The sequence below is a fragment of the Geobacillus sp. Y412MC52 genome, assembly GCF_000174795.2.
GTDB lineage: Bacteria > Bacillota > Bacilli > Bacillales > Anoxybacillaceae > Geobacillus > Geobacillus thermoleovorans.
Genome location: NC_014915.1, coordinates 2378093 through 2392126 on the forward strand (window position 1 = coordinate 2378093; position 14034 = coordinate 2392126).

Consider the following 14034-nt stretch of genomic DNA (forward strand, 5'->3'; position numbering starts at 1 on the left):
AAAAAACCAACCCCATTGCTTATGATAGAAACGAAGGAGGGAAAACGAGATGGTCATATTGGAAGCAACCAACATCCACAAAACGTACGGAACGAAAAAGAACCTACAAGAAGTGCTCAAAGGCATCGATCTGCGTGTGGAGAAGGGGGAATTTCTCGCGATCATGGGGCCTTCCGGATCAGGGAAAACGACGCTCCTCAACGTTCTTTCCTCAATCGACCGGGTGAGCGAGGGCGCTATTTTCATCGAAGGAAACAACGTCGTCGCCATGAAAGACCGAGAGCTGGCAGAATTTCGCAAACGCCATGTCGGATTCATCTTTCAAGAGTATCATTTGCTTGACACGCTGACGGTGAAGGAGAACGTCCTTTTGCCTTTATCGATTACGAAAACGCCCAAGCGAGAAGCGGAAAAGAAATTTGCAGAATTGGCGGCTGAACTTGGCATTATTGACATCCAAAACCACTATCCGAGCGAAATTTCTGGTGGGCAAAAACAGCGCGCTGCCGCGGCGCGGGCGTTCATCCATGAACCGAGCATCATTTTTGCCGATGAGCCGACGGGCGCACTCGATTCAAAATCGGCTTCCGATTTATTGCACAAGCTGCAACAACTTAATAAAAAACGGAAGACGACAATCATCATGGTCACCCACGATCCGGTCGCCGCCAGTTTCTCAGGCCGTGTCGTTTTTATCAAAGACGGACAATTGTATACGCAACTGTATAAAGGAACGGAAACGCGGCAGCAATTTTTCCAAGCCATTATGCAAACGCAAGGCGTGCTGGGCGGTGTTCGGCCATGAGCATGAAGCAACTCCTGTTCCGCAACTTGAAACAAAACATCCAACATTATTATTTGTACGTGTTTGCCTTGATGTTTGCTTCCGCCTTGTATTTCGCGTTCGTGACATTGCAGTACGATCCATCGCTTGATGCCATCAAAGGGGGAGTGAAAGGCGCGGCGGCCGTCCGCACAGGCGCGGTGCTTCTTATCGTGATTGTCGCCGTCTTTCTTTTGTACGCCAACGCCCTGTTTATCAAGCGTCGGAGCCATGAGATCGCTCTTTTGCAGTTGATCGGCATGACGAAACGAAACATCTTTTTTATGCTGGCGGCCGAAAACGTCATTCTTTATTACGGCACACTGATCATCGGCATATTGGTGGGATTTGCCGCTTCCAAGCTGTTGATGATGATTTTGTTTAAAATCATCGATATTCCGCTAGCGGCATCTCTTTCCTTTTCTGGCCGAGCATTGGTGCAAACGTTGATTGTGTTCAGCGTGATTGATGTCCTCATGATGGGGATGAACCGCTTGTTTCTCAAAAAACAGACGATTTTATCCTTGTTCCGCACTACATCCACAACCGAAGCAAAACACGTATCCGTATGGAACATGGTCGTGGGGATGGTGGGGATCATCCTCATCGGCAGCGGCTATGGTATATCGACGAAATTGTTTAGCAGCGACTGGAAGAGCGTGCAAGGATTATTCATGGCCATGGCGTTCATTTTAGGCGCTGTCATCATCGGCACCTATTTGTTTTTCAAAGGAACGATCAGCTTTCTGTTCCACCTATGGCGGAAACAAAAAGGTGGCTATTTGTCGATCAACGACGTGCTATCGGTATCGTCGCTCATGTTTCGCATGAAATCGAACACGTTGCTGCTTACGATCATCACGACCGTGTCGGCCATCGCGATCGGGTTGATCTCACTAAGCTATATTTCCTATTATTCAGCCGAGCAATCAGCCAAAAACAACGTCGCCGCCGATTTCGCGTTTACGGACAAAAAAGATGCCGCCCGTTTTACGGCGGCGTTGCGATCTCATGATATTCGCTATCGGGAAACGATTATCGATGTCATCGAAGCACCGACTGATATTTCGATGATTTTGGACATCGCTGATCAAAGCCGGCTCCAGTTTCAGCCGTCCGCCGCGCCGCTATCGGTGATCAGCGACACAAGTACAGGCCGCATCGATGTCAAGCCTAATGAAGCGCTGCTGACGGGATATCAGGACATGCTCCGTCAATTCTTGCCGTTTAAAGAAACGGGAACGATTCGCTTAGAAGAAAACGGCCGCATGGTCCCGCTTCATTACCTTGGGATGAAAAAAGACTATTACGTCAACTATCATTTCACGTACGGCATGCCGACCGTCATCGTCGACCAAACGATGTTTGATCGTTTGCAAAAAGAAACCGATCCACAAAAGAAAAAGGTGCATATCGGAATTCATCTGACTGACGAAACAAATATTGAACGGGCTGATCAGTTGTTTCAACGCATGGAGTTTTCCTCCATTGCCGATTCGCGCCTGATGATGAGCCGCCACCAAAAGCAAACGTTCGGATTGATCATGTTTGTCGTCACCTTTTTAGGACTCGCCTTTTTGGTCACATCCGGCTGCATTCTTTACTTCAAGCAAATGGGCGCCGGCGAAGAAGAGCGGCCGAACTACACGATTTTGCGCAAATTAGGATTCACCGAAAAAGACTTGCTCGGGGGCATTCGGCGGAAACAGCTGTTCTACTTTGGCATTCCGTTGTTGCTGGGATTGTCCCATAGCTATTTCGCCGTCCGCTCCGGCTGGTTCTTTTTCGGCACCGAACTGTGGACGCCGATGTTGACGGTGATGGCGATTTACACGGCCTGCTATTCGCTGTTTGGGGTGTTGTCTGTTCGTTATGACAAAAAGCTAATTCGCGAGGCGCTATGAACAAGAGGCTGACGCCAAAACATGGGCTGTTGGCGTCAGTCCCCTCTTTACACCCTAACAGGGGTGAAAGAAAGGGTTTTTCATTTCATCAATCGTAAAATCCCATTGTTTCACGCAAACGAGGGTTTGCCGGCCGTCAAGATGGCCAATCAATTGAGAAAGGCTCAGTTCTTTGACTAGAGCACTTATGATATTCAACCTGAATCCGTGATGGATGGAAATCAACTGTTTATTGCAAAATAAAATACAGAGTTCTGCAACAAAACGTGCAGAGTCTAAGGCAAAGAAAAAAGGCTTGCCAGCCCCTAACATTTCCTCTACTGTGGAAGTTGTGAACACATAAACCAAACAGTGGAGGAGCGAAAGGATGCTGGCAATGCCCGAAATGAATCGTATCAGAAAACTGCGTGAAAAGAAAGGGTTATCGATTGCGGAAATTTCCCGTGAAACGGGATATAACTGGAGAACGGTCAAGAAATACGCAGATGGAGACATTTCTGTCCAACCAACCATCAAACGCAAAAAAGGGATGATGGAGGAAGAAGGGTACGGGCAAATCATTGGGTTGACGCAGCTGTTTCGTCAGGCTGGGGGAGTGCCAAAGGCATTGCGCATTGACAATTTGTCCGCGGCCATTGTGTCGATTCGAAAAGGGGGAGAACGCCGATTCACCGAGGCTTTTGAGAAATTCCAACTCTACTATCGGTTTGATGTACAAGTGTGCAATCCATACAGTGGACATGAGAAAGGAAATGCGGAGCGAAAAGTCTATTACACTCGCAACCTTTGTTTCATCCCCGCTCCATTGATGGAGTCGGATCCGGAGCTGGTGGAGTGGCTGCATCGCAAGATGGTCGAGGACCGAAACCGTCCTCATTATGAAAAGGGGCGGTGGATCGAGGAACTATGGCAGGAAGAGCAACCGGAGCTGTTGGCGTTGCCGGAACAAGATCTTCCGATCTTCTCCCTCGATCACGCTTACGTGAATCAGTACGGAGAAGTGATGGTGGATGGGAAGGCGTTCGTCGTCCATGGCCTGTCCGTCCCCAACCGGGTGTTGGTGAAGAAAGAATGGAATCGTTTCGTTGTGTTCTCTTCCGATGGAGACGTCCATCTTGAAGCGCCCAGGCCGTATACGAACGTGAAACGCGAAATCCCTTGGAAAGAGATTTTCGCTGAGTGGGAGACCAAACCCCGGGTTGTCGGACATTCCCGCTACCGGACGTACTTGCCGGAGGCGATCCGAACGTATCTGGCTGGCCCCCCGCCCCAGGTGGTGGCCCGTTTGAAAGGACTGCGAGCGCTGTTGGATCGGCACACGCTTTACGAAATCGCCCAGTGGCTCGAGGAGAGTCAGCGATGGGACTTGGCTCCTCATGAAATCGGCGTGTTGATGGAAGCGAAGCACTCCTATTACCCGGACAAGTGGGAAGAATCATACACCCCTTCCGTTCTAATCGACTATGAAACGGATTTAACGGTGTATGATCAACGTCTTCATCCCGCTCGGGAAGGGGGTGTCCAGAGATGAGAGCAGAGGTGAAAGAGATTTGTAAAGCGCTGCATTTGGCCTATATCGCAGATCGATTCGAGGAGGTGAGATTCGAAACGAAAGAACAGTTTTTGCGGGATGTATTGGCGCTGGAACTGTCGTGCCGCCAAGAAGCGAAACAGGCTCGGCTGATCAAGAAAGCCAAGTTTCGGGAGTTGAAATGGCTGAAGGATTACGAATGGTCGGGTCATATCCATTGGCCAGCCACGACATCGAGGGAGGAACTGTGTGACCTTCGCTTTTTGGAGCGAAAGCAAAACGTTCTGCTTTTAGGTTCACCTGGAACGGGGAAAACCCATCTCGCCACAGCACTTGGCATTCAGGCGTGCCAACAAGGCCATGAGGTTCGGTTTTTCCGCGTCGCGGATCTTGTCGCCCAGCTGGAAGAGGCGTTGAAAAACGGCACGCTCGGACGGCTGAAACGAAGCCTCGACCCATGCGAACTGTTGATTTTGGATGAACTCGGCTATGTGCCGTTTCAAAAGCAAGGATCGGAACTGTTGTTTCATATTATCGCCGACTGTTACGAGCGAAAAAGCGTCATGGTGACATCGAATCTAGAATTTGGACAGTGGAATCGGGTGTTTGGGGACAACCGTTTGACGGCAGCGTTGGTGGATCGCTTGGTTCACCACGCCCACATCTTGGCCTTTACGGGAGAGAGCTATCGACTGCGGAACGCTCTCTCCGCGATCCAGCCGTCCTCTGCCTCCGGTCTGGAACCTTAAGTCTTGAGCTGGCAAGCCTATGTATTTTTTCTTGCACTTCTCTGCATTTTTTGCTTGCAAAAAACACGCCGGATAACAAGTCATATTCAAACTGAATTTTCACCCCCGACAAAACGGAACCTCGATAGTCTTCCCCATAGTCAGCGGGAACCAAAAAGCTGGTTGAGTCCAAAATCCGCAGGCGGGTAAAACAAGTTCGATAGGTCTCCATGGCTGACAAAAGCAATGGACGTTGATGCAGGAGGAGAAGGAAAAACACTTCTCGCAAAAATGCCACGGCCCGATCGGTAAAACGCTGATTCAAGCCTTCGCTTGAAAGGGAACATCCATGCCAGAGCGTCAAGGCCGCACACAACCGCTGAAGCGACTGTTTTGCCAGTGAGCCATCTCCCCATGCACAGAGAGTCAGAAAGGCTTCCGCCGTTAACGAACGCTGCCGCCGGATAAAGCCTGTTTTCCGTGCGAGACGGGTTCATTCTTCGGGAGAAAAGAGCCCGAGTTCGACAGTTTTGAGGCCATTTTAGGCAAATGAAAATGGCCAAAATGCTGTTATATCAAAGATTTCGCGATGCGGATCCTAGAAAAAAACACTGAATTTCATAGGCACACGACTTGTTTATTTTAACTTTTAAAACAGCTGAATATCGGTTATAATATAGGCATGTACATACGGCGAGTAACACGCAAAAACAAAGATGGAACGACCGTGGCGTATCTCCAGCTTGCTCACAACGAATGGGATCCGAAGGCCAAATATGCGAAAGCGAAGGTGATTTATTCGTTTGGGCGCGAAGACGAGGTGGATCGCGCTGTCTTGGAGCGTCTGGCCAAAAGCATTTCGCGATTCCTTTCTCCTGAGCAGGCTTGGGAAATCGAGACGTTGACAGGAGAAGTGTCGGATGACTTTCAGTTTCAATCAAGCAAACGCCTTGGTGGCGCTTGGCTTTTGGATCAGCTCTGGAGACAACTGGGATTGGGAGAGATTCTCCACTCCTTGTTTGCCTCCCGACATCATCAGATTCCGTTGGAACGGCTGATTTTTGCCATGGTGGCGAATCGTGCCCTTCATCCGTCAAGCAAGTTGGCGATGGAGGAGTGGGTGGAGAAAGACGTGCATATCCCTCATCTTCCCCAAGTCGCCAGCCACCAGTTGTACCGGGCGATGGATGAGCTGCTGGCTGTGCAGCCGGAATTGGAACGCCAAGTGTTCCATGCCGTGGCCGATTTATTGAACCTGGAAGTCGATTTGATTTACTTTGATACGACTTCGTCGTACTTCGAAGTGGATCCATCCGAAACACCAGAAGGAGAATCGCTTCGAAAGCAGGGGTTTTCCAAAGATAAGCGTCCCGATTTGGTCCAAATCGTCATTGGACTGGCCGTCACCCGGGAAGGAGTCCCCATTCGCGCTTGGGTATGGCCTGGCAATACGATGGATATGACGGTCATCAAACAGGTGAAACAAGACTTGATTGGCTGGAAGCTTGGGCGTGTGATCAGCGTGATGGACCGCGGATTTTCGTCTGAAGAGAATTTGCGAATCTTGCAACAGGCCGGGGGACACTACATTGTCGGCGAAAAAATGCGGTCCGGCAAAGCCGCCGTCGAAGAGGCCCTAAACCGTCGCGGGCGCTACCAACAAGTTCGCGAGAACTTGCATATCAAAGAAATCATCGTGGGCGACGGAGAAGCGCGTCAGCGCTATGTTCTCGTGTACAATCCCAGCGAAGCCGAACGCCAACGCAAGGAACGGGAAAAGCTGCTCGAATCGCTGAAAGAGGAGTTGGAGGGGCTTCGCCAACTCCCCAATGAAGCTCATCATAAGGCCACCTGCCGGCTGCGTTCCCATCCGTCCTACGGAAAATACTTGCGTCAATTGAAGGATGGAACGCTTCGCATCGACAAGCAAGCGGTTCGTGAAGCGGAAAAGTACGATGGCAAATATCTCATCCGAACCTCCGATGACACCTTGTCTGCCGAGGATGTCGCGCTCGGGTATAAGCAACTGGTGGATATCGAGCAGGCCTTTCGGACGTTGAAATCAACACTCGAGCTGCGCCCCATGTATCATCGCTTGGAAGACCGTATCCGGGCGCATGTGCTGCTCAGTTGGCTGGCTCTCTTGCTGGTTCGGATCGTGGAGATCCGAACTCATGAATCGTGGCCGAAAGTAAGAGACGAATGCGAGCGTCTCATGCTTGGACATTTTTCTTCAAAAAACGGCGACCTTTATCAACGAACCGAACTGACGGCCAAACAAGCGCTATTCCTTGCGGCTCTAGGGCTGGAACCTCCTCCAAAGATTCTAGGCATCCACCCTCGCACCTAGATACACGCCCGAAGTGTGCCCAAATGCCTCCGATCCCTTTTGTATCAAGGGGCGAGAGGCATTTTGTTTGCCTAGTGACTGTCGAACTCGGGAAGAGTTGACGAATGGTTTGAATCCATGCTTTCATTTGTTTTTCCATGAAAAAAATCCTTTCTAACTCACATTTCGCACCCTAACAAGGTCAAAACAAAGGATTTTTTATTTAGTTTTTCAGAATAACTTTTTGACCAACACAACGAGCGATGGCAATCCTTTTTTTACCATCGCTAGTCGTTCTGTATCATGTTAGACGTAGATGCTCTCATCCATGCCCAATCCCTGCAGAATCCTTCGCTGATCCGGGTTGAGGGAGCGATCCAGTGCGCGTTGGATGCGCCCGTCTGGCAGCTCCAGCAGGATGACGTTCACATATTGAAACAGCTGAAAAATCGCCTGTCCCGTTGGCCGGGTCAGCTTGCGGCCTCCCGCGCCCTTTAACGGGCGTTCTGGTGTGATGAACTGACGCACCCGGCGCTGAAAAACGCGGTAAATCGCCAAGGCCAAGAGAAATAGATAGCCCAATACGGCGACCCGTTCTGGTTTTTTGACATAAATCTCATCCGTGAAAAACGGATCTTTCAAAAACGCGAAGTTCATTTCCACCGAGATTTGCCCTTTATACAGCTTCAAGATCTCTTGGGCATCCATTTGTTGGCCCTTCCATTCCTTCGGAACGGTCGTGACGAGGACAAACCGGGACGCTTTCCGTCTTGCCTGTTCCCATGCCGGTTGGTCGAATTCGACGTTTAGGCGAAGGGTGTACAGCGTCTCCGTCTCGGGTTCCGCCCCTTTTTTCGGCCGTCCGCGCCGTTTTTTCGGACGCACGATCTCTTCGACCGCGGCCTCCACTCGATGAAACCGAGGGCGAAGGGACGCCTTGAGGGACGTCAAGGCTTGTTCGGCGTCTTCGCGGCAGGAGAAGGGGTGGCGCTCCCAACGGACTTGTTCCTCGCGAAGAAGCTCCGCTTCTTTGACCCGCTCTTTTTCGAGCGTTTTTCCTTTGCGCTGGTCGAGCGCGCTCGATTCGACGACGATCAGCCGAACCGGGTGGCCTTCATAGGTCGCGGCCGTTTCCCATACCCGGTACGTGGCGCCGTTTCTCTCCGCTAGGGTAAAGGGTTCGCTCCACGGGATGTGAGGCGAATCGGCCTCCGCGAGCGCCTGTTTCACGATTCGAAGCGACGAAGGGCCTCTGGTGATCAAAAAGGCACGGGCGGCTTTTGTCTGCGCCAAGGTGTCTTTCGTCATCGCGGCGGAATCGGCCACGTAAATCCATTCGTCGTCGATCTTGGCTTGTTTGAACTGTTCGTGGATCCGCGACAGCACCTCAGGATTCCACGCCTTATCCGATAGATTGCCGTCATGCACATCGCCGTAAAACGGGATGCCATCCTCGTTGCCGACCAGCCCGAAGCCGATCTGTTTTTGCCAACGGTGATGGCGGTTATAGCCATGTGTGATCTGCAAAGCCTCTAATGAGGCCGATTCATACGCTCCGTAAACAGTTTTGTCTGTCGTATCGGCGTGAAAGGCTCGGAGGGAAAGGCCTTCTTTGCGATAAATGTGAATCAAGCAAGTGCTGATGACCTTGTGAATATCGGCCTCATACAAGCGGTCGAGATGACGGGCCAAGGCATCGTCGTTCAACCAGGAAGGATGGAGACCGGGACGGATGAGTTTCTCCAGATCGATCTCCTGAGCCCATCGTTCTAAGTGAACCAGGGCTTGCCGGCCGTCAAATAGATTGTAAAGGATGGCCTGAACGGCATCGCTGACTCGCGTTTGGCACTGTGGATCGACGGGCACAAGATGGTCAATCAAGTGGGGGATGTCGAGTTTTTTGACTAGAACACTTATTATATTCAAATAACCATTACGATAGACCCCTTTGACTTTCACATTCATGAGAGAAAAACTCCTTTACGTTCCTTGTGTGTCAAGGATTCATTCGACATCGGAACAAAAAATCCTCCCGATTTTCGTCGGAAGGGTGCGAAATGTGAGTTCTAACGTAGAGTGTTCGTTAGAAAGGATACCATGTTTTTGACGATGCACAAAGACCAAAATTCTTAACTTGATGGGTATGGGGGATCTCTCCTTTCGAATGTTGGGTGACACTTTCATTCTACTGGAGATCCGCCAGCAAGGGCTATTTTTATGCTTGATCAAGTTTATCTAGCACCACGGGTTAAATATAATTTTCTAACAAACTCATCTAGTTGTTTAGTGTCTGTAATATTTTTGTTACAACGTTCGCTATCTAGGCATACATAATGACCAAAAGCTTTATAATATGAAGTTTGGTTATTGTGCTTTGAATTTGAGGATATTAAGACTAGTTCTTCAAAAGAATTACAGAATGCACAATACCCTTTTTTATTGCATAAAGTAATTCTTGATTGAAATCCTACAATTTTATTATTAAATTGATAAATAAAAAATTTCCTAAAGGAGCCTAAATCATTCCAACTTACATATGTTAATGGCTTATCTTCATTAAAAATATTCCTTGGTATATTTAACTTTTTTACATTTTTAAATAACTTTCTTAATTTAACCTCGCTTAAATAAGGAAAATGTTTAGTATAGTCATATATTCTTTTTATATACTCATCAAACTCCAGCTCAGTTTTTATTTTATTAATTTCAGACAAAAGCCTATATTGTTCTTCATTTAAATTACTAAATTGGGAAACCACCTTATTTAAAGACATTTCTCTTATGTTAGCTAATACATCATTATCAATGTTTTGGTTTATATTTTGCTTAAGCATTTCAACTTGCTTCTTAATAAAATTGTATTGGTGGTTTAGAATAAATTTTTCAAGCATAAAAATTTGCCTCCTAATCAAATAAGAGATTTAACAGTTAATAACTCTATTTAATAAAGGGATTAAATAGCGAAAAAGTATAAATAGTTTCCCGTAAGTTTACATATTTTTGCATAAATTATTTTAACCTGAATCCGTGATGGATGGAAATCAACTTCGATTTTGGTGCTAGTTATATGGATGAATGATCCATAAATCCCTTTTTGTGATGATTCCCTGCACTATTTTCATGTTTAAAAATGAGATAAATTTCTTTTTATGGAGATCTAAACTAAAAAAGAGGCAAAAAAGTACAGGGAGTGATGGTTGACTTTTGCATCCGAACATCTGTTTGTTATCTTGCTTCTTTCCATTTTTGATACACATTCAGTAGGAGTATACTGTACCCGCTCCTTCGCGTCAGTTTCATCCATAGTTGCCGTGATCGGCGAACGAGTCGCCCTGCCATCGTGATCACCGTCTGAATGATCGTCTTGATGCGGCGGCGTTTCACTTTGTGATGTAATGGATGTCTCGGGTCGCTTAATAGATCTTGTCCGATCAGGCGAAGAAGGTTGTACACGAAGGCTCCCATGACCAACACGAGCGCATTCGTTTTCATCTTCCCAGATGGAAGCCGCTCTAAATCTAAGTCGCTCTTGAGTTCGCTATGAAACTGTTCGCATGTCGCATGATCATGATACAACGCGAGCACATCGCTCATTCGAACATGCTCGTATCCTTTGAGCCGCACCCAATAGCTTTCCACTTCATAATTAGGAACGAGCATCACCTGTCCATTGCGTTCCATCGTCCGTTCCGTCACTTGGGTGACTTGAACGTACGTATACGTATTTCCATCGATCGCTGCCGTCTGTGGAAGGCATAACTCATACGTTTGGACTCCTTCTGTTTGTCCATCATCGACGCGTTTGCCCTTTTGCGAAGCGATCTGGAACCAAAGCGCTTTCGATTCTCGGCGCAAGTTTCGTTTGATGACAAAGTCCACGTCTTCCTTTAGACACACGTGCACGTTTGCTTCCGCGTCGTTTCCTGCATCCATGCGAACAAGCAGACGAGACGAGGTCAGTTGACGAGCTCGACGGATGGCGGTGGTTAAAAACGAAGGCATGTTGTCTTGCACATGTTGTTTTCCAGGACGCAACTCGGCATGAACGATATAGCCTTCCTTCCCCGCATACGCAAACAACGGCGTAAAACCGTCAAATCCTTTATACGTTCGACTCACTCCTTCTTTTTTCGTATCGGAGTTGTCAAATGGGGAGCCATCTATATCAAGGGGAAGCCATGTCGTCTTTCCTTTGGCCCAACAAGGGGACAAGGTGGCATGTCGTTGAATCAACAGACGCATGGACTCCTCCCAAAGAATCGTTTCGGTCATCGGAAGACAAGCGAGCTGATCGAGTCGCTGTCTCAACGTTGGGGAGGAAGGCACGTGCTGAATGCCCATCGATGTCGAAAAGATATCGTCCTGACGATATGCTTCAATATGATCAAAGTCCGTTTTTCCTGTGGCAAGCAAGCCGATCATCGAGCGAATGACGTCGCTATGGGAAATGTGCACGTCTCGACGAACGGTAGGAGGCCGAAGCGCGTTTACTCGTTTATTCAGTTTCGTTTGATGGAGCAAGTAGCCAACGAGGGCAAGCCCCGCACTTGGGGTAATGGCTTCATCTGTCAACACAAACCGAATCGGGAAATCTTTCATCGCATTTTCACCTGCTTGATGAAAAGTCGTTAACGTCGTTTTCCCTTATCGTATCAACGGTTTGCGACCATTGTAAAGATGTTTTGTCACGGATTCAGGTTTTAAGTTTGACACGGATCCTTACAAGCAGGATGTGCGAGCCAAGGAGCAAGGTATATCAGGGATCTAGCACCGGCTCAAACTACCAATCATGGTCGTTTTTCCGCATTAAATGATGGTAATTTAATTGTGTATTTACTTTGCAACTTTTTTATTACAAACTGTAGTTGAGCAAATTTACTAACATAAATTTACATCCAAACAAAAAAGGAGACATGAACCCGACTCCTTGGTTAAAATAGATGTGCTAACCAACCATTCACAAGGAGGTTCATGTCTCATGAATAGATTAGCACATCATCAAGGAATCCACAAGTTTTTCATGGCGTTGGAGTCAGTCAAGACTTTGTGGAGAACATTTTTTCGGTTCACTACGGGCGTTGTCAATCACTAGTTATCGAACCATTTTCAGGAATTAATATCGTAAGCGCTTTCCGACTCTCATCCCTCATCTTGAGACGATGATACGATATTCCATTTTTTTACACCCAACCACCATCCCGGAGCGCCGACAACGCTTGATGGATCGGCGTCCCAGATGACTGTTGCAGACACGGTAGATTCTGACGCACCACATCCGCCCACAACCGTCCTGCCTTCCGTTTGGCCTGTTCGATCCGCTTGGACGTTGTTGAGGCCGAGACGGCCGACTGGGGCTCTTGCTCCTCCCACCGTCCCTTTCTCCACCCGATCCCGTCGATTCGGGCTGCCATCACCCTCAGAAACGCCCGAAGCCCTTGGTCTTTCCAGCTGCGGCGGGATTTCACCCGATGCGCAAATCGGCTCATCACGCTCTCGGCGTGGCCCATCGGACGCATGCCGGTCGTCTCCACCCCTTGCTCCGACAGCCACTCCCGGTAGTCCCGGATGCATCCCGGCATCGACTCGATCCGGCGGATCATGGCAGCCATCTGCTTCTCTTTCGCTTCGTCCTCCAACGTGCCGATGGCGCTGTTCAGCTCCACGAGAAGCCCTTCTTCGTCTTGTTTCGCCAGCTTCTTCCGCACTTCCCGCCAACGCGGATGGCCGGACAGACACTGACGCAGCTCCCGCGCCACATGAAATCGATCCAGCTGAAAGCACGCCCGCTTCCCAAAATACTCCCGGGAGGCCGTGATCCACGACGCCGCGTCGCCGTTGAGGACCAACAGGTCTCGGCACGGATCATAGGCATATTCCTTCATCAGCCACTCCTCAAACCGTTCCCACACGTCCCCCGTCCCTTCATGGAGGTAGTGGCGCCGGTTCACCAGCTCAAGCTGCGACCCGTTTCGTCTCCATCCCTCGTGAACCGCCAGGATTTTCTCTTCTTTCGCCCGTTTCCCTTTCCCCTGGCGGGAAACAGAGTCCTTCCGCCTCCACAAACAGCACCCGGCCGTGCCGTTTGGAAACAGGGTGATGCAGCGAGACAGGGGCCCTCCAGCACCAGTTGGCGAATCGCCTCGTGGCTGAGGACCGCATACCCCACGATCGACTCCAGCGTGCGAGCTGCTTTGCGGTAGGAAGAGCACTCTACGGCCAACTCGACCGCCGTTTCCTCGAGGCAAGGGCTGATCGATTGGGCTCCATCAAAGCCCAGTTCGGCATCCAGCAAGAAGGTATAGTTCCCCGTTTGCCGGTCATAGTAGTAGTTCCGTCGGAACGTCACTTCCCCAAACAGCGTTTGGATCGTAGTCGGCCGTTTGTCTTTCAGCTGATGCCGGCGCTTGTCCCGCGCTTCCGCCAGTTGTTGATCGATCTCCTCCAAAAGGGCCGCCAACAAGACAGCGAACACCTTTTGAAGAGTTCTGACTAATTGCTCCTCCAGCTCTTTTAATAAAGGCCATTCTGTGGTAAGATGTTTCATGGACTCTCTCCCTCCTGTTTTCGGTTGGTTTGCCAATCACCATCATAGCAGGGAGAGAGTCCTTTTTGCATGACATTTGCTTGTTCTACCGCGCTTCGCTTGGTGGCCCCGACGAGCGTCGCGAACAAAAGTTCGCAACCCTCGTCGGGGAATCATTCCGGAATGCCCCCCACAA

8 protein-coding genes and 1 pseudogene are annotated in these 14034 nt (G+C 49.2%); 5 read left to right on the forward strand and 4 right to left on the reverse strand.

The features are described from left to right. Positions 1–49 precede the first annotated feature (49 nt). From GYMC52_RS11750 to GYMC52_RS11775, 5 genes are all read left to right on the forward strand, one after another. Positions 50–805, forward strand: coding sequence for an ABC transporter ATP-binding protein (locus GYMC52_RS11750; RefSeq protein WP_012820653.1), 756 nt, complete (start codon positions 50–52; stop codon positions 803–805). Beyond that, complete coding sequence (locus GYMC52_RS11755) at positions 802–2727, forward strand: FtsX-like permease family protein (protein WP_012820652.1); 1926 nt, start codon at positions 802–804, stop codon at positions 2725–2727. The genes GYMC52_RS11750 and GYMC52_RS11755 overlap by 4 nt, the downstream gene beginning before the upstream one ends. A 367-nt stretch (positions 2728–3094) precedes the next feature. Beyond that, on the forward strand, positions 3095–4258 hold the full coding sequence (locus tag GYMC52_RS11765; RefSeq protein ID WP_012820651.1) for a transcriptional regulator: 1164 nt from the start codon (positions 3095–3097) through the stop codon (positions 4256–4258). Next, a complete protein-coding gene (gene istB, locus GYMC52_RS11770; RefSeq protein WP_011230286.1) occupies positions 4255–5007 on the forward strand; it encodes an IS21-like element helper ATPase IstB in 753 nt (250 codons plus the stop codon). Before GYMC52_RS11765 ends, istB begins: the two co-directional genes overlap by 4 nt. Before the next feature lie 661 nt (positions 5008–5668). After that, positions 5669–7336 carry an IS1634 family transposase gene (locus GYMC52_RS11775; protein WP_023633822.1) on the forward strand — a complete coding sequence of 556 codons (1668 nt, stop codon included), beginning with the start codon at positions 5669–5671 and terminating at the stop codon, positions 7334–7336. Positions 7337–7621: 285 nt separating this feature from the next. Here the strand turns inward: GYMC52_RS11775 and GYMC52_RS11780 are convergent, their stop codons facing one another. The 4 genes and pseudogenes from GYMC52_RS11780 to GYMC52_RS11795 all read right to left on the reverse strand — a co-directional run bounded on the left by GYMC52_RS11780 (position 7622) and on the right by GYMC52_RS11795 (position 13859). After that, positions 7622–9280, reverse strand: a complete 1659-nt coding sequence (locus GYMC52_RS11780) for an IS1634 family transposase (protein ID WP_012820529.1) — start codon at positions 9278–9280, stop codon at positions 7622–7624. A 266-nt stretch (positions 9281–9546) separates the two neighbouring features. Further along, entirely contained in the window at positions 9547–10206 is a 660-nt protein-coding gene (locus tag GYMC52_RS11785) for a FusB/FusC family EF-G-binding protein (RefSeq protein WP_012820650.1), read from the reverse strand. Between the two features lie 334 nt (positions 10207–10540). Beyond that, positions 10541–11914 carry an IS1380 family transposase gene (locus tag GYMC52_RS11790; RefSeq protein ID WP_012820626.1) on the reverse strand — a complete coding sequence of 458 codons (1374 nt, stop codon included), beginning with the start codon at positions 11912–11914 and terminating at the stop codon, positions 10541–10543. Positions 11915–12495: 581 nt separating this feature from the next. After that, a pseudogene (locus GYMC52_RS11795) lies at positions 12496–13859 on the reverse strand (ISLre2 family transposase). Positions 13860–14034: the final 175 nt, after the last annotated feature.